Origin of the sequence: Peribacillus loiseleuriae (assembly GCF_001183985.1) — a bacterium.
GTDB classification, from domain to species: domain Bacteria; phylum Bacillota; class Bacilli; order Bacillales; family DSM-1321; genus Peribacillus; species Peribacillus loiseleuriae.
The window spans coordinates 2,482,319-2,498,900 of sequence record NZ_LFZW01000001.1; the positions used below are offsets into that span (position 1 = coordinate 2,482,319).

Annotated in this window: 14 protein-coding genes, 2 pseudogenes and 1 riboswitch; of the genes and pseudogenes, 13 read left to right on the forward strand and 3 right to left on the reverse strand. The window is 38.9% G+C overall.

The window, feature by feature from the left end:
* Positions 1–9: 9 nt before the first annotated feature.
* From AC625_RS11550 to AC625_RS11595, 10 genes are all read left to right on the forward strand, one after another.
* On the forward strand, positions 10–756 hold the full coding sequence (locus AC625_RS11550) for an ABC transporter ATP-binding protein (RefSeq protein ID WP_049681415.1): 747 nt from the start codon (positions 10–12) through the stop codon (positions 754–756).
* Positions 753–1,508: an ABC transporter permease gene (locus AC625_RS11555; RefSeq protein ID WP_049681416.1), complete on the forward strand. Its 756-nt coding sequence runs from the start codon at positions 753–755 to the stop codon at positions 1,506–1,508. The genes AC625_RS11550 and AC625_RS11555 overlap by 4 nt, the downstream gene beginning before the upstream one ends.
* The gene (locus AC625_RS11560) at positions 1,505–2,536 is read left to right on the forward strand and encodes an ABC transporter substrate-binding protein (RefSeq protein ID WP_049683704.1); all 1,032 of its coding nucleotides are present in this window, start codon (positions 1,505–1,507) and stop codon (positions 2,534–2,536) included. Before AC625_RS11555 ends, AC625_RS11560 begins: the two co-directional genes overlap by 4 nt.
* Positions 2,533–3,297 (forward strand): SDR family oxidoreductase, encoded by a 765-nt coding sequence (locus tag AC625_RS11565; protein ID WP_049681417.1) that lies wholly within the window; start codon positions 2,533–2,535, stop codon positions 3,295–3,297. Before AC625_RS11560 ends, AC625_RS11565 begins: the two co-directional genes overlap by 4 nt.
* Positions 3,298–3,772: 475 nt before the next feature.
* A riboswitch (TPP riboswitch) is annotated at positions 3,773–3,883 on the forward strand.
* A gap of 164 nt (positions 3,884–4,047) precedes the next feature.
* A complete protein-coding gene (locus AC625_RS11570; RefSeq protein WP_245644988.1) occupies positions 4,048–4,647 on the forward strand; it encodes a thiamine phosphate synthase in 600 nt (199 codons plus the stop codon).
* On the forward strand, positions 4,631–5,749 hold the full coding sequence (gene thiO, locus AC625_RS11575; protein ID WP_049681419.1) for a glycine oxidase ThiO: 1,119 nt from the start codon (positions 4,631–4,633) through the stop codon (positions 5,747–5,749). The genes AC625_RS11570 and thiO overlap by 17 nt, the downstream gene beginning before the upstream one ends.
* A 4-nt stretch (positions 5,750–5,753) precedes the next feature.
* Positions 5,754–5,957: a sulfur carrier protein ThiS gene (gene thiS, locus AC625_RS11580; RefSeq protein ID WP_049681420.1), complete on the forward strand. Its 204-nt coding sequence runs from the start codon at positions 5,754–5,756 to the stop codon at positions 5,955–5,957.
* 3 nt (positions 5,958–5,960) lie between these two features.
* Positions 5,961–6,728, forward strand: a complete 768-nt coding sequence (locus tag AC625_RS11585; protein WP_049681421.1) for a thiazole synthase — start codon at positions 5,961–5,963, stop codon at positions 6,726–6,728.
* A complete protein-coding gene (locus AC625_RS11590) occupies positions 6,725–7,741 on the forward strand; it encodes a ThiF family adenylyltransferase (protein ID WP_049681422.1) in 1,017 nt (338 codons plus the stop codon). The genes AC625_RS11585 and AC625_RS11590 overlap by 4 nt, the downstream gene beginning before the upstream one ends.
* A 570-nt stretch (positions 7,742–8,311) precedes the next feature.
* The gene (locus AC625_RS11595) at positions 8,312–10,030 is read left to right on the forward strand and encodes an alpha-keto acid decarboxylase family protein (protein ID WP_049681423.1); all 1,719 of its coding nucleotides are present in this window, start codon (positions 8,312–8,314) and stop codon (positions 10,028–10,030) included.
* A 619-nt stretch (positions 10,031–10,649) separates the two neighbouring features.
* On the opposite strand, the gene AC625_RS11600 is transcribed toward AC625_RS11595, so the two are convergent.
* Positions 10,650–10,946, reverse strand: coding sequence for a DUF4097 family beta strand repeat-containing protein (locus AC625_RS11600; protein WP_180320093.1), 297 nt, complete (start codon positions 10,944–10,946; stop codon positions 10,650–10,652).
* 17 nt (positions 10,947–10,963) lie between these two features.
* On the opposite strand from AC625_RS11600, the pseudogene AC625_RS27755 reads away from it, so the two are divergent.
* Positions 10,964–11,871: pseudogene (locus tag AC625_RS27755) on the forward strand (Tn3 family transposase); the annotation flags it as partial.
* 484 nt (positions 11,872–12,355) lie between these two features.
* A pseudogene (locus AC625_RS11610) lies at positions 12,356–12,676 on the forward strand (2Fe-2S iron-sulfur cluster-binding protein).
* A gap of 307 nt (positions 12,677–12,983) precedes the next feature.
* On the opposite strand, the gene AC625_RS11615 reads toward AC625_RS11610, so the two are convergent.
* On the reverse strand, positions 12,984–13,193 hold the full coding sequence (locus AC625_RS11615) for a glycoside hydrolase family 18 protein (RefSeq protein ID WP_049681424.1): 210 nt from the start codon (positions 13,191–13,193) through the stop codon (positions 12,984–12,986).
* Positions 13,190–13,354, reverse strand: coding sequence for a hypothetical protein (locus AC625_RS26750; protein ID WP_180320094.1), 165 nt, complete (start codon positions 13,352–13,354; stop codon positions 13,190–13,192). Before AC625_RS26750 ends, AC625_RS11615 begins: the two co-directional genes overlap by 4 nt.
* A 565-nt stretch (positions 13,355–13,919) precedes the next feature.
* Between AC625_RS26750 and ppsA the strand changes: the two genes are divergently transcribed.
* A complete protein-coding gene (gene ppsA, locus AC625_RS11620) occupies positions 13,920–16,535 on the forward strand; it encodes a phosphoenolpyruvate synthase (protein ID WP_049681425.1) in 2,616 nt (871 codons plus the stop codon).
* Positions 16,536–16,582 lie beyond the last annotated feature (47 nt).

Genomic DNA, 16,582 nt, shown 5'->3' on the forward strand with positions numbered 1-16,582 from the left:
GATAGTGGAATGGTTTTTTTGCTAGTTAATGATGTGACATACAGTTATCAAGGCAAAGGGTCAGTTATCAATCGAGTAAGCTGGGGAATTGAAGAAGGGGAGTTTCATTGTTTACTAGGGAAGAGCGGGTGTGGAAAAACGACCTTATTAAAGCTCGCTGCAGGCTTGTTGCAAGTTGATACCGGAAGCATTTTCCTGAATGGGAAGGAAGTTGTTAAGCCATCTCCTGAAGCCGGCTTTGTCTTTCAATCACCAACCTTATTAGAATGGAAAACTGTAATGGACAACGTTCTGTTGCCTGTTTCCCTTAGACGAAAGGTGACAACAAAGGATCGAGAGAACGCCATGAAGTTATTGGAGACTGTTGGGTTAGCAGAATATATCCAAAGGTACCCAGCACAATTATCAGGAGGTCAGCAGAGTCGTGTAGCCATTGCAAGGGCGCTTATTCAACAGCCGTCTATGATGTTCTTGGATGAACCATTTGCAGCCCTAGACGCGATTACAAGAGAAGAATTACAGGACGACCTTTTAAAGATATGTAAACAACAAAATACAACAGTTCTTTTTATTACACATGATATCTCGGAAGCTGTCTACCTATCAGACAGGATTGCAGTCATGGATCAAGGTAGCATTATCTATCAAACAGCTGTTCAGCTTTCAAAGCCGCGAACAGTGGAAGTGAGGTACAGCCCATATTTTAATGACCTTTGCCTCGATGTACGTCAGGTCATGGGGGCCGAACGGTCATGAAACGATTTCCGTTATACTCTGTATTACTTTTTCTTATTTTGTTATTTGTATGGGAAATAAGCGCAAGATCCATGTCAGAACTTGTACTTCCGGGTCCTTTTGTAATCTTTAGGACTCTTTTAGATGGCATAAAGAGCGGGTACTTCACGCCGCATATTATCCGAACAACATTAGAGGTGATACTAGGTCTGTTTTTTGGAGGATTATTCGGGTTTATGACTGGAATTATTATGGGAGAAATAGTTTTTTTACGGAAGCTTCTATTTCCTTATATCATTGCTAGTCAAGCAGTTCCGAAGCTCGCCCTAGCCCCCCTATTTATACTTTGGTTTGGATTTGGAATGACTTCTAAAGTCGTAATTACGGCACTAATTTGTTTTTTTCCTTTGTTGGAGAATACCGTTACAGCTATAAAGTATACGGACAAGCAGAAGCAGGAACTTTTTCGAATGCTAGGAGCTTCCCGCTGGAAAATCTTAATACAATTAAAGATACCTGCTGGTATGCCAGGGATTATTGCTGGACTGCGCGTAGCAGTTGTCTTGGCAATTGTGGGGGCAGTGATAGGAGAGTTTGTTGGAGGAAGTGATGGTTTAGGGGCGGTAATTATCGCATCACAGGGAATGATGGATACACCATTAATGTTCGCCACCTTAATTTTGTTAACGGCCATGGGGATGATTCTCTATCGGGTTGTCCAACTATTGGAGAAGAAATGGTTAATTCGATTTATGAAGGAGAAGGAAAAATGAAGGCAAAAGTTATATTAGCGGTTTTATTGGTATTGGTGTTAATGTTTGTAACGGCATGTGGAGCTAAGGAACAGGCAAGTAAGGAATCCGATTCTGCTAAACTGCAACCGATCAGGGTAGCAAATTGGAGTAAGCCGATTACAGAGCAAACGAATTTATTAGTGGATGAGAAAAAACAGTTTTTCAAAGATAAAGGGTTAGAAGTAACCGTTATTCCCGGAGCTGGTGGCGGAGATGCAATTAAAAATATTGTTACTGGACAAGCTGACATTGCGTTTACAGATCCCGGCTCCTTATTCTTTGCATTAGACAAAGGAGAAAAATTGAAAGTGATTTATAATATCTATCCCCAAAATGTATTTAACATTGTATCACGTAAAGACAAAAACCTTATCAAGCCACAGGATCTAAAAGGGAAAACAATTGGCGTATATAGTTTAACAAGCGGCACCCGTCAAAATTTATTAGTTCTTCTACATCAAGCTGGTCTTGCTGAAAAAGATGTAAAAATCGTGGAGACAGGTCTGTTGAATTTTGCTCCTTTGATGCAGGGGCAGGTGGATGCTACAGCTGCAACAGATACAGGGTTAGTCATTGGTAAACAAAAAGGATTAGGTGAAGTAAATGTAATACAGGTAAAAGATTATTTGAATGTGCCTAGCGATCTATTTGTTGTCACAGAAAAGGCGTATAAAGAAAAGAAAGAGACTCTGAAAGCCTTTTTAGAAGCATACCGGAGTAGCGCACAGTGGATGATCAAAAACCCAGAGGAAGCCGCTTCACTAGCATCAGAATATGCGATTGACGGAAAAGATGAACAACAAAATTTAAGAATTATTACATTGCGAAATGCTTCGAGTGTTTCTCCTGAAACCGAGAGCAAAGGTTTAGGGGTACTTGATAAATCGGTGTTGCAGAAAGCGGCAAATACGTATCAAAAACTAGGACTAATCGATAGCAAAATCGATATGAATGAGGTAGTAAGTGACGATATTCTTCCTAATATAAAAACAGAGGAGAAAAAATGAAAAAATTTCATGGGAAAGTAATACTTGTGACGGGAGCTAGTCGAGGAATAGGAGCTTGTATTGCTCGTGCATTTGCTAAGGAAGGAGCCTTGGTGATCATTAATTACCTGCAAAACCAAGAGGCAGCCAAACAAGTTGCTCTAGAATGTACTAAACTTGGTGGTGAAGGGTGGGCTATACAGGCCGATGTAACTTCTGAATCGTCAGTCAATCAGATGATAGAAGAAGTATTGGAAGCAGGGAAAATTGATGTTCTCGTGAATAATGCCTTTAAATCTTACATTTTTGATGCCAATCAACGAAAAATGGCATGGGAGCTAAACTGGGAAGATTATCAGCTGCAAATTGACGGAACCTTGCGTTCGACACATTATATGTGTCAGGCAGTCCTGCCTATTATGAAAAAACAGAGTTATGGCAGCATCATTAATATGACTAGTAACTTAGTTGAAAGACCGATTGTTCCTTATCATGAATACACTACAGCTAAAACCGCACTTATGGGTTATAGCCGTAATCTAGCTGCGGATCTGGGACCTTTTGGTATTAGGGTTAATTGTGTTGCTCCGGGCCTTGTCTATCCGACGGATGCAAGTAAGGGTACAAAAGAAGAGTTAAAGGACCTCATCATATCCCAAACCCCTCTCCGTAGAATTGCTACCCCAGAAGATGTAGCAGGGCCCGTATTGTTTCTAGCCTCAGATTGGAGTCAGTTTATGACAGGACAAACTTTATTTGTCGATGGTGGGCTTGTCATGTAATATCGCGACAATCATTACTTAGAAAGTATGTCCTTATAATTTTTACTAAAGTTTATGACCTTGTAGAAAATAATGTCATTGAAGAAACATCCAATAATCTAATCTAGATACAGAAAGCAAGTTGTTTAGGCAGGTGGAATAAACAGATATTCCTAGTTGGATTTTAAGGGGGCATAAAATAAGGAATGTTAGAAAAATTCCTTTCCGCACTAATATCTAATAGTCGTAAAGTTTTGGATACAATTAAAATCGACAGAAATATCGAAATGTTAAAGAAGTATTCTTGGTGATTAATAGTTATAAGGATGAAGGATATCATAGGTTATTCTTTGTAAATAGAAAGGTTTAGAAAGCATGTTTCGCGTGAAAAGGATTATTTAAAACTGGATTAAAATAGAATGGAATTCACTTGAAACATTCCAATTAATGTGTTAGATTTATAGTTGTAATCTGAATAATCAAATAAATCGAATTATTAAATTACTAGGGGATCCCTTGATAAGGGCTGAGAATAAAGTAGTTACTTTTTAAACCCTCAAAACCTGAACAGGTTAGAACCTGCGTAGGAAAGTAGCGAATGTTTGTACTTGTTTGCATGTGAACAAATTTCAAACCAAACCACTTTTCTATTTAGGAGAGTGTTTTTTTTATGGACAAAAAATGCTGAATGGGATTGATACTATATGGTTTTAGAAGAAGGTGTTCTAACGGCTTTTTAATTGGATTTAAGGAGAGATAAAGGTGAAGCTAATGGCTGTAACAGATGATATGCAATCAGTTCGTGATCTGGCATCTAAGATCATTGGGATAAAAGATAAGATCGATATTGTCCAAATACGCGAAAAAACAAAAACAGCTCAAGAAATCATCACCTTGCTCGAGTATATGGAAGAGGGTGGTGTTGAAAAAGATAAAATCATCCTAAATGACCGTTTGGATATTGCTTTGTTAATGGGTATCCCCAGTGTTCATTTACCAGAAAAAGGTCTTCCTGTAAAACTGGTTAAACAAAATTTTCCTCATATAAGGGTTGGACGCTCTGTTCATTCTTATGAGGGAGCAAAGAAAGCGGAAAGAGATGGCGCGGACTATGTTTTATATGGTCATTGTTTTGAGACCAATAGTAAAAAAGGAAAGACTCCAAATGGCATTCAGCCTATTCTCGAAATGAAAGAGGAGCTAAGGATCCCTGTTTATGCTATTGGTGGTATTACATTGAATAAAATAGATACTTTGCAACAAGTGAAAGCAGATGGCATAGCGGTGATATCAGGGATTTTTTCCGCAGAAAAACCATTCACTTCAACAAAACAGTATTATGAGGCGATAAATCATGAATCAAAAATTTGAAGTAGCCATAATTGGCGGCGGAGTAATTGGTTGCTCAATTGCTTATTATTTAGCAAAGGAAAAGATGAATGTGGCATTGTTTGAAGGCAATCAAATAGGTTCGAAATCGACAAGTGCCGCAGGTGGTATGCTTGGAGCTCACTCTGAATGTGATGGGGATTTTGAAGTGTTTTTCCCTTTTGCAAGAAGCAGTCAGTATGCCTATTCCCAACTTAAAGAAGAATTAAATCATTTGAGCGGTTTCGATATAGGGTACAGAAAAGGTGGGATTTTAAAGCTGGCTTACAATGAATCTGATAGAAATGGGCTTCGGTCCATCTTATCTCAACCGACTGTAAAATGGCTCGATAAAGAGGCTGTACGGGAGAGGGAACCTGATGTTTCTTCCAATCTATTAGGAGCAGCCTACATGAAAGACGATGTCAATGTTATGCCAATCGCTGTTTGTCAGGCATTTGCCAAAAGTGCCCAAATACTTGGGGCTTCTCTGTTCGAATTTTCCCCTGTACTAGATATTCAAAAGAAAGATAATAGCTTCTTAATTCAAACAGCAACAAGTCATGTTGAAGCTAAGCATGTTGTGGTTGCCAATGGGGTTTGGAGTACAACATTTTTTAAACAGCTTGGGTTAGACCATCAATTGACTCCTGTAAAAGGGGAATGTCTATCTGTAATAGATGAAAAAGCGACTTTAAAACATACAATCTTTCATGATCATTATTATATTGTGCCGAGAAATAACGGAAGGCTTGTGATTGGGGCTACCATGATTGAGAATGACTGGAATGAAAGAGTTAGTCTCAGTGGGATGGACACTTTAATTGCGAAGGCAAAAACGATGCTTCCGACTGTTGCAGATATGAAATTGGATTCATTTTGGGCTGGATTGCGTCCGCAAACATTTGATCAAAAACCATTCATCGGGCACCATCCTGAAGAAGAAGGGATTTTATTTGCTACAGGGCATTATCGAAATGGAATCCTACTTGCTCCTGCAACGGGGCAAATGATTCGTGATTTGATACTTAAAAGACAAATAAAAAACGAATGGGTGGAGGCCTTTAAAATCGACCGCCGCCAGCCATTGCTGTTAAGGAGGTGAAAAAATGTCCATCATATTAAATGGAAATAATGTTGACCATCAAGAGGGAGTCAATACGGTTGAACAATTACTTTCCCACTATCATTTAGAAAACCGTATTGTCGTAGTTGAGGTCAACAAGGAAATTGTCATGAAAGAAAACTATAAAACAATGAGTCTCTCACATGGGGATGTCGTTGAAATTATTCATTTTGTAGGAGGAGGATGAAACATGTTAAAAATTGCCGATCGCACGTTTCGATCAAGACTTTTGTTAGGAACTGGTAAATATCCATCGTTTGATATTCAAAAAAAGGCGGTAGAAGTATCGGAAGCAGAAATTTTAACCTTTGCTGTTAGAAGAATGAATATTTTTTCAGAGGAGCAACCCAATTTTCTTGAACAACTAGATTTGTCTAAATATACGCTTCTTCCTAATACGGCTGGTGCAAAAACAGCTGAAGAGGCGGTGCGGATTGCGAAACTGGCAAAAGCTTCTGGATTATGTGACATGATTAAAGTGGAAATAATTGGAGATGATCGAACACTTTTACCAGATCCTGTTGAAACATTAAAAGCCTCTGAAATGTTATTGGAAAAAGGATTTATTGTTTTACCTTATACATCCGATGATGTTGTGTTAGCAAGACGTCTTGAAGAACTTGGGGTACACGCTGTTATGCCAGGTGCATCACCGATTGGTTCTGGTAAGGGAATTATCAATCCACTTAACTTAAAGTTTATTATTGAACAGTCTTCGATTCCGGTGATCATTGATGCGGGTATTGGTTCACCTAAAGATGTAGCATTTGCGATGGAACTTGGTGCGGACGGAGTGTTACTAAATACAGCTGTTTCAGGTGCGAAAGACCCTGTTAAAATGGCTCAAGCAATGAAGCTGGCAATAGAAGCAGGGAGATTAGGTTTTGAAGCTGGAAGAATAGAAGAAAAAGAGTATGCGGTAGCGAGCAGTCCAACAACTGGAATGGTGACATCTTGACGAATCGATATTCAAGACAGGAATTATTTTTAGGAAGTAAGGCACAAGCCAAAATAAAAGAGGCGAGTGTAATCATCATTGGTGCTGGAGCTCTTGGATCTGCAAGTGCAGAAATGTTAGCGAGAGCTGGAATCGGGCGTCTAACGATAGTCGATCGAGATTATGTCGATCTAAGCAATTTACAAAGGCAGCAATTATATACGGAAGAAGACGTAAGAAACCAATTACCAAAAGCCATTGCTGCCAAAACAAGACTCGAACAAATCAACAGCGAAATTATTATTAATAGTTTCATACAGGATGTTAACGGGCTGAATATTGAAGAATTGATAGAAGATCATTCAGTGATTGTGGACGCTACTGATAATTTTGAAACTAGTTTAATTGTGAATGATGCAGCTTTGAAACATAGAATTCCATTTCTATTTGGAGCATGTGTTGGAAGTTATGGACTTACATATCCGATTATTCCGGGAGAAACACCTTGTTTACACTGTTTATTAAATCATTTGCCAATGGATGGGATGACATGTGATACTGTTGGCGTGATAAGTCCGATCGTTCAAATTACTGCGGCATTACAAGTTACACAAGTTTTACAGATTCTTTCAGGAGAAACACTTTTTCCGATGCTTCAATCAATGGATATTTGGAAAAATGAAAAAGCGGAGATCAATGTGACTCAGTTAAAAAATAAACTTTGTCCAACATGTGGAGAACATCCATCCTACCCTTTTTTACTGTTTGAAAACCAAATGAAAACAGATGTATTATGTGGAAGAGATGCTGTCCAGCTTCGACCAGGGCTAAAGCCGAAAACTTATTCCCTCCCTTACTTGTTGGAGAGATTGAAGAATCACGTTACTAATCCTGTATTAAACCGATATTTGCTTTCATGTAAATTTGAGGATTATCGAATCGTTTTCTTTGAGGATGGCCGTTCGATTATTCACGGTACGAATGAAGCGAAAAAAGCGCGAGCTGTCTATAAACGATTCATTCAATTTTATTAGGATTTATTATTTGGTTTAACGGTGGACCGCATTGTTATTTTAATTGTTCATTAGTGATCTAAATGAATAATACCAAATTGTACACTAGCTAATACATCTAAAAGATATTGAAAAAATTAAAGCTTTACTTAATTCTTTACAACTCGATCATAAACAGAAAGAAAAGGTCAATGAACTTCGAAAATAAAGCAAAAATGACCCAATCTGAATTTTGGAACCAATAAATTAGCTTCATTAGATATATAGAATTGAATGAATTGGATTAGTTGGAACGCCGTATGCGATGAAAGTTGCACCTACGGTGTGAGCGAGGGGAAAAGGGAGCGATAAATTCAAACCCTTACCTATTCGTCATGAATAAGACTTCCAAAAAGGTCTGGATATTTATGTTAATTTTAGTGTGTGGATTGTAAAGAAATGTAATTACACTATAGTTTAGTTTAAAGAAGATTACAAAATATTTAAAGGATAAACGCATAGAACATCGCTCCGAACGCGGGATAACCTGTTCAATGAAAGGGTACTATAAAAGAGAACAAGCCTAAGAAATGGATAAGGAGTGGGAGGGCGATGGATAACATGATGACTGTGGGCAGCTCTGGCACGCAAACCGGAACGCCTCAAAAAACGGTTGGCCAGTATTTGTTCGATTGCCTGAAGCTGGAGGGTATTACCGAAATTTTCGGCGTCGCAGGGGACTATAATTTTACACTGCTCGATACTTTGAAGCGGTATAACGGCATCCGGTTTATAAGTGGACGGAATGAACTAAACTCGGGTTATGCCGCGGATGGCTACGCAAGAATCAAAGGCATTTCCGCTCTTATTACAACCTTCGGAGTCGGGGAGCTCAGCGCCTGCAATGCGATAGCGGGAGCCAACAGCGAGCATGTGCCAATAATTCACGTTGTGGGTGCGCCTCCTGATAAGGATCAAAAGGAGCACAAGCTGATGCACCACACCCTAATGGATGGGAATTTTGATGTCTTCCGCAAAGTGTACGAGCATATTGCGGTTTATACCGCGGTGCTTACGCCGGAAAACGCCAAGATTGAAATTCCGGCTGCGATTCGCATTTCGAAGGAAAAGAAAAAGCCGGTATACCTGGTTGTTGCCGATGATTTAGTGACCAAGCCGATCACGGCTCGTGAAGAGCCGATGTCGCCGCGTCCAATGTCCAACTTGAAAACCCTTCAGGCCGCGGCAGATCATGTCCGACAGCTGCTGGAGCGTGCCCACCGGCCAGCCATTTTGGTGGACGTCAAAACGATGCGTTTCGGCCTTCAGACAGCAGTTCGGCAGCTGGCCGAAGCCATGAACGTGCCTGTTGTGACGATGATGTTCGGGAAGGGAGCATTCGACGAAACCCATCAGAATTATTACGGAATGTATCTAGGCTCTTTCGGAAGTTCCGAAGTCCAAAGCATGGTAGAAAATGCAGACTGTATCATTGCGGTCGGCATGGTATGGGCGGACACCAACACCGCAAATTTTACCGCAAAGTTGAACCCACTGGTGACTGTCAATATTCAACCGGATATGGTCAAGGTTGCTGAGGCGGAATATCCGAATGTTCTAGCAGCCGACATGCTGCAAGCAGTGCAGAAAGTGGGTTACAAGGGCAAAGGGCTGGCGGGAAAATTGTCATTTCCTTACGATCAAGTCACAGCTAGTGCCGACGAACCTCTAATGGCGGCAGGCTATTATCCCCGTTTTCAGCGCATGCTGAAAGAAAGTGATATTGTGATCGCCGAGACCGGGACGTTCTATAATGGAATCGCGGAGGTGAGACTGCCGAGCAATGTAACATATATTGGTCAAGGAGGCTGGGGGTCCATTGGTTACGCCACACCATCGGCCTTCGGTGCCAGTATTGCCGCGCCGGAACGTCGGGTGCTACTGTTTACGGGGGACGGCTCCCTTCAGCTGACAGCCCAAGAAATCAGTTCCATGCTTTATTACGGTTGCAAGCCCATAATCTTTGTCTTGAACAACGATGGTTATACGATCGAGAAATATTTGAATGTCAAAACAGAGGATCAAAAGTACAACCAAATCCCTCGATGGTCTTACACCAAGCTGGCCGAAGCCTTTGGTGGCAAAGCGTTTACCGTTACGGTTCGGACCTATGGAGAGCTTGATCAGGCTATAACCCGAGCTGAAAAGGAATGTGCCGAAAGACTCTGTATCATTGAAATGATCGCCGGGAATCCGATGGACGCACCCGAATATATGAGACGGATGCGCAGTTATATGGAGAAGCAGGAGAAGCAGCGTAGCCAGAAATAGTCCCGAATAACAAGAGTGTTCCTGAAAAATGGATTTGATGTTCAACAATTGGGCGCGTTTGTTGAACATCATAGGTAGAAAATGATCAAACTTTTATATAAAAATCAAACTTAATTCTTCTTAATTACCATAAAAAAACAGGTTTTTAAGGTATTTTTGATCAAACTTTATTTCAAAACAACAACCTGCCATTTAGTTGAATAAGGAGGGGGTTAACGTCTTTCGTTTTTATTGTTTATAAATCGTTAATACATCAACGCTTTTGACTTCTGAATAAACCTCTCAACTGCATAATAACAATAAAAAATTTTCGTATTTCTTATTTTGTATTGGCGTTTTGTTTTTGGTATTAAGTGGATTCGGATCAAAATCTCCAACAAGTGGTTTGAAAATTTTTTTTAATAGTTTTCTGTTAATTGAGATTTTATCAATAGTTATTGCGTTGTTTAGAATTTTTAATGATAAGACTAAATAAATATATTAACTCATATTTATTAGAGTTCAACCTTTTACTTCACTAAAATTATTTAACGACTAATCAACAAATTCAAGGTTTATATCTCCATTATTCGTGCTGACATCTAAAGTCTTAGCACCCCCACCTTTATTTTCTGGGAGATTATTTTTTTCCTTTGGAGGCGTTGCTTGAAATACTAAAGACATCATATGAACCCTTCACGGTTCCAGTAATATCGCCATTTTTTGATTTTAATTTCAATGTGTCGTCAACCGCAACTTTTGTCACCTCTATATTGCCATTTGAAATGGATGCATCAATGGAACCTTTAATACTCACTTCTGACAAAATCATGTCGTCATTTTTGGTTTTCAATTTCAAAATCTTATCAGCCGATACGTTAGTAACTTCAATTTTCCCATCTGAAGTTGCTGCATCGACGGAACCAGTTATGTCCACTTTAGAAAAGACAATACTATCTTATGACTATTAGTCAGGATTTAATTGACCAAGCGAATGAAATTCATAATCGACAAATGATGATTTTACAGTCAAAAAGTTGAAAAACACAAGGATAAATACAAAAAACGGAAAATTAGTTAATGAAAAAGTCGTTCATTTTGCAGATATTGGGTAGCACTTATTCGAGCACGAGATGAAGGGCTTGATCCATTTAGTACTATTGAAAAAGTCATGCCTTGGGATCAAATCATTACTTCCATTGAAGAAGAAAAAAGCTTGCACGGCCGATGGATTTTGATTATCTTGACTTGCTAGAGAATCGGTTTACTTATTTGAGAAAGTATACCCCTACCCTTATTAAATCATTAGAATTTCGTTCTACAAAAGCAGCTGAACCATTATTACATGCCTGAAAAACATTGAATGAAATGAATGAGTCTGGGAAGAGAAAGGTTCCAGAAGGAGCTCCATTGGATTTTGTGCCAAAACGATGGCAAAGGCATGTGTATGATGAAGAGGGAACCATTAATCGACATTACTATAGATGGCTGCTTTAACGGAAGTAAGAGACCATATTCGTTCAGGTGATGTATCTGTAATTGGCAGTAGACTTCATAAAGCCTTTGAGGAATATCTTATTTCTGGAAATTAGCGGAAAATAACTAAGCTAGCAGAAACCAGACTGGCGGTTCGTTCTTCAGTAAAGGAATACCTTGAGGAAAGAAGCAAAGCTCTAGTTCAACGCCTTACATGGGTTTCAAATAATATTGATAGTCTTGAAGGAGTAAATAGCGATAAAGCAAAGCTTAGGGTGGACCGTTTGGAAAAGGGTACGCCAGAAGAAGCACGAAATTTCAGTTTATCCTTATATAATATGCTGCCAAGAATAAAATTTACGGACCTATTAATGGAGGTAGCTCACTGAACCAGGTTTGACGAAATGTTTGACAGTGGTTTTTTTAATTAGTGCACGGCACTGCACGGCACTAATTAAATGCCATAACCTACAATTTTTATGATGCCATAAACAGTCTGGGGGCAAATATAGCCTCATTCCAACTATCAATAGATCCGATTATAAACCGTTATATAGACACGTAGTGTTTCAACTGAAATGAAACTCATTAGAGAAATGGAATATAGAGAATCCCTAGGCTGAACAATATACATATTCGTTGGAATGTTAAATCTTGTCCTGGTACTAAATTGTCCGACTTCAATCTATTTATTATGCGTATACTATCAATAGACACTTGAAATTCATTATATATCGACAATCAAAAACCTCCTCAGATTTCAAAACTGAGGGTCTCTGCTACCGATTCCATGTCTTAATATGGATTATGATAAAAGATGATAACAATATTAAAGGCCTTTAGTATTCATCATATAGAGGAGGTAATAAAATGCCAAACGTAACTATTTTAGGACGAGGAACATTTGAAGTGGAAAAGGGGAAAAAGTTAGTATTAGCACTCGAAGATAACGGAGTAAATATTCTACACCGTTGCGGAGGAAAGGCGAGATGTACAACCTGAAGAGTAGAAGTATTGGCAGGTGAGTTTTGTGATTTAACTAATGTAGAAAAGAGTGCATTTTTGGAAAAAGGAATTGAAGATCATTTACGTTTATCTTGTCAAATTCGTGTGAATGCTGACGTAACTGTTCGCCCAATCATGACAGTAGAAAACTCTGGTGTGGATACCGGTCCGCGACCAGCCGAATAAAAATCGAATATTTATTCAATATCATTGGAGATAAACTACCGTAATCGTATTATTTTACTGTTATGAACAGGGATCACAGTAGTGATGTCGATCAAAAAAAGGATAAAGAAGGTGGTGAGCTCAATATGAGAATTTTTTAATGGTTATAAAAATGGACTATCTAAATCAAACATCTTTTTGATAAAAACTCCTTTACTAAATAAGCAGATTGAGAAAAGTTCAAACCTAATTGCTAGGCTCTGATTCCTTTTAAACGGTAATCAACCACCAATTGGAGTTTTTGAGCACGTGCCCTTGCGTCTTCGTATCATACGATATGTTTCATGCCAGATTCGTCGTGATATTGAAAGAAAGGCTGCGGGTCTTGAATAGAATATTGAATGGGTACTTGATATTTCATAGCTGTCTCGATTGCACTGGAAACAGAAAAAGCACGAGCCTTGACTGCTGTTCCATTAGACATTGTCCAATCATAACCATATCTTGCTACATCAAGGATGATTTTCTTTCTACTCATAAAATTTTGAGCATAGTCGATCGTTTTCTCACTTCTCTAATAGGAGCTACTGGCCCAGGTTGACCACTCGCTTCATGCCAGTCATAGATCATGATAAATACAAAATCAACAGCAGCTCCAATACCTCCATAGTCATATCCTTTCATCCAAGGAATCATCATTTGTTTTAATATCCTTCTGGTTTTAACCGATCTCGTAACGAGCGTAAGAAGCCACTATACATATCCCTCTCTTCTTCACGCAATCTTTCAAAATCAATATTCACTCCAGCGTAATTCTTGTTTTTAACCAGATTCTAGATATTATCAATAACTCGCTGTCTTATTTCAGGATTATTTAAGATTCGCCTCGTTAACTCTGAGTTAAATCCATTATCTGTAAAATTTGTAATCGCGGTAAGTGGGTCAACCCTATAATCCCTAATTAATGGGATAAGTGGCATGTTATTTAAAGTACTTAAATTTCCATCTTCAAGAATATGATACTCGAAAACGCCAAAATAAGAATTGATAGAAGCGAAATTATGAACGTTTAATCGATTTCCTTCAGGGGGGAGGTGTTATATAACTAAGATCTTCAACTTCATACTTTATGGTAAGGTCTAGCTATTTTTTTGAACTCTTCCTAATTTAATTATAGCATTAAAAAAATGGTTAATATAGACTTTTTATTCTCATTTACTACTGCTAAAATCAATAGAACATTAATGGTTAGGGGAGATGTAGAATGAGTTCTTTGGTTCTCGGTTTGCAGGAGATAGAAAAAACACAGCTTTTGCTCGTTGGCGGAAAAGGGTTAAATTTAGGGGGATTATCAAAAATTGAAGGAATACAAGTACCAGAAGGATTTTGTATTACAACAGTAGGATATCAAAAAGCCATCGAACAAAACGAAACGTTTCAAGCATTGTTGGATCAACTAACAATGCTAAAAGTAGAGGATCGTGATCAAATTGGTGAAATCAGCAAAAAGATTCGACAAATCATTATGGAAGTAGAAATTCCTTCCGATGTTGTGAAAGCAGTTGCTGATTATCTCTCTCAGTTTGGCGATGAACATGCTTATGCAGTGCGTTCTAGTGCGACAGCTGAAGATTTACCATATGCCTCTTTTGCTGGTCAACAAGACACCTATTTAAATATCATCGGAAAAGAAGCAATCTTGCAGCATATCAGAAAATGTTGGGCTTCTCTATTTACGGATCGAGCGGTAATATACCGAATACAAAATAGATTTGACCACAGACAAGTTTATTTATCCGTTATCGTTCAAAGGATGGTTCTCCCACAGGCTTCAGGGATTTTATTTACCGCTGATCCGATTACCTCTAACCGAAAGTTACTATCAATCGATGCCAGTTTTGGTCTTGGGGAAGCTCTGGTCTCTGGCTTGGTATCTGCCGATTGTTATAAAGTACAGGAAGATAAAATCGTCGATAAGATGATAGCAACCAAAAAATTGGCTATCTATGCACTAAAAGAAGGCGGAACAGAGACACAGCAGATCGATCCTGATCAGCAAAAGACACAAACACTTACTGAACAACAAATATTACAACTAGCACGCATAGGAAGACAGATCGAAGCTTATTTTGGTTGCCCACAAGATATCGAATGGTGTTTGGTTGATGATACATTTTATATCGTCCAGAGTCGTCCAATCACTACTTTATACCCCATCCCTGAAGCGAATGATCAAGAAAATCACGTCTATGTATCTGTCGGTCATCAACAAATGATGACCGACCCCATGAAACCACTGGGACTGTCTTTTTTCCTGTTAACAACAAATGCACCCATGCGTAAAGCTGGTGGAAGGTTATTTGTTGATGTCACACATAAGCTGGCTTCACCTGACAGTAGAAAAATGTTATTAAATGCCATGGGACAACACGATCCGCTCATGAAAGACGCACTCGTGACCATAGTAGAACGGGAAGATTTTATAAAATCGTCACCAGATGATGAAAAAGTGCCTAGTCCCAGTATAAGCAGTACAGGTATGCCGCCTGCGGTTTCTCAAGCACAAATCGAAAACGACCCGACAATCGTTTCTGATTTGATTAAGAGTAGTCAAACATCGATAGAAGAGTTAAAACAAAACATCCAAACGAAATTAGGATCGGATTTATTTGATTTCATTCTGGAAGATATCCAGATATTAAAGAAGATTTTATTTGACCCACAAAGTTCAGCTGTGTTTATGGCTGCTATAGATGCTTCATCATGGATCAATGAAAATATGAACGAGTGGTTAGGTGAAAAAAACGCAGCCGACACCCTTTCTCAATCTGTACCAAACAATATTACTTCGGAAATGGGTCTGGCGCTATTGGATGTCGCAGATGTGATTCGTCCTTATTCAGAAGTAATTGATTATTTACAACATGTAAAAGATGATAACTTTTTGGATGAACTGGTTAAGTTTGATGGTGGACAGGAAACCCAAGACGCTATCTATGATTATCTCAGCAAATACGGAATGCGATGTACCGGAGAAATCGATATTACTAAAACTCGTTGGAGCGAAAAACCAACTACACTTGTCCCCGTTATTCTTAGTAATATCAAAAATTTTGAGCCCAATGCTAGCAATCAGAAATTTGAGCAAGGGCGGCAAGTTGCTTTGAAAAAAGAACAAGAGTTATTAGATCGATTGAAGCAATTACCGAATGGTGAACAAAAAGCCAAAGAAACAAAACGAATGATCGACCTAATCCGGAACTTCATCGGTTATCGGGAATATCCAAAATACGGCATGGTTAATCGCTACTTCGTTTATAAGCAGGCTTTACTGACAGAAGCCGAACAACTCGTACAAGCCAATGTTATTCATGAAAAAGAAGATATATACTATCTAACTTTTGAAGAACTTCACAAAGTTGTAAGCACAAATAAACTAGATTACCAGATCATCAGCAAACGAAAAGACGAGTACAAATTATATGAAAAACTAACTCCACCACGTGTTATTACGTCTGATGGTGAACTCATTGTAGGTGAGTACAAACGAGAAAATCTCCCAGCCGAAGCTATTGTAGGTCTACCTGTTTCTTTCGGAGTTATAGAGGGACGAGCACGTGTCATCTTAAACATGGAAGATGCTGATCTAGAAGATGGAGATATATTAGTCACCTCCTTTACTGACCCTAGCTGGACACCATTGTTTGTATCCATAAAAGGCCTAGTCACCGAAGTTGGTGGACTGATGACCCATGGAGCAGTTATCGCACGTGAATATGGCTTACCAGCAGTTGTTGGGGTGGAAAATGCTACTAAACTGATAAGAGACGGGCAACGAATTCGCGTGCGTGGAACAGAAGGGTATATCGAAATATTGTAATTGCTGAATACGTCCAGATTTAATTAGTAGCACAGCTCCAGTGGATA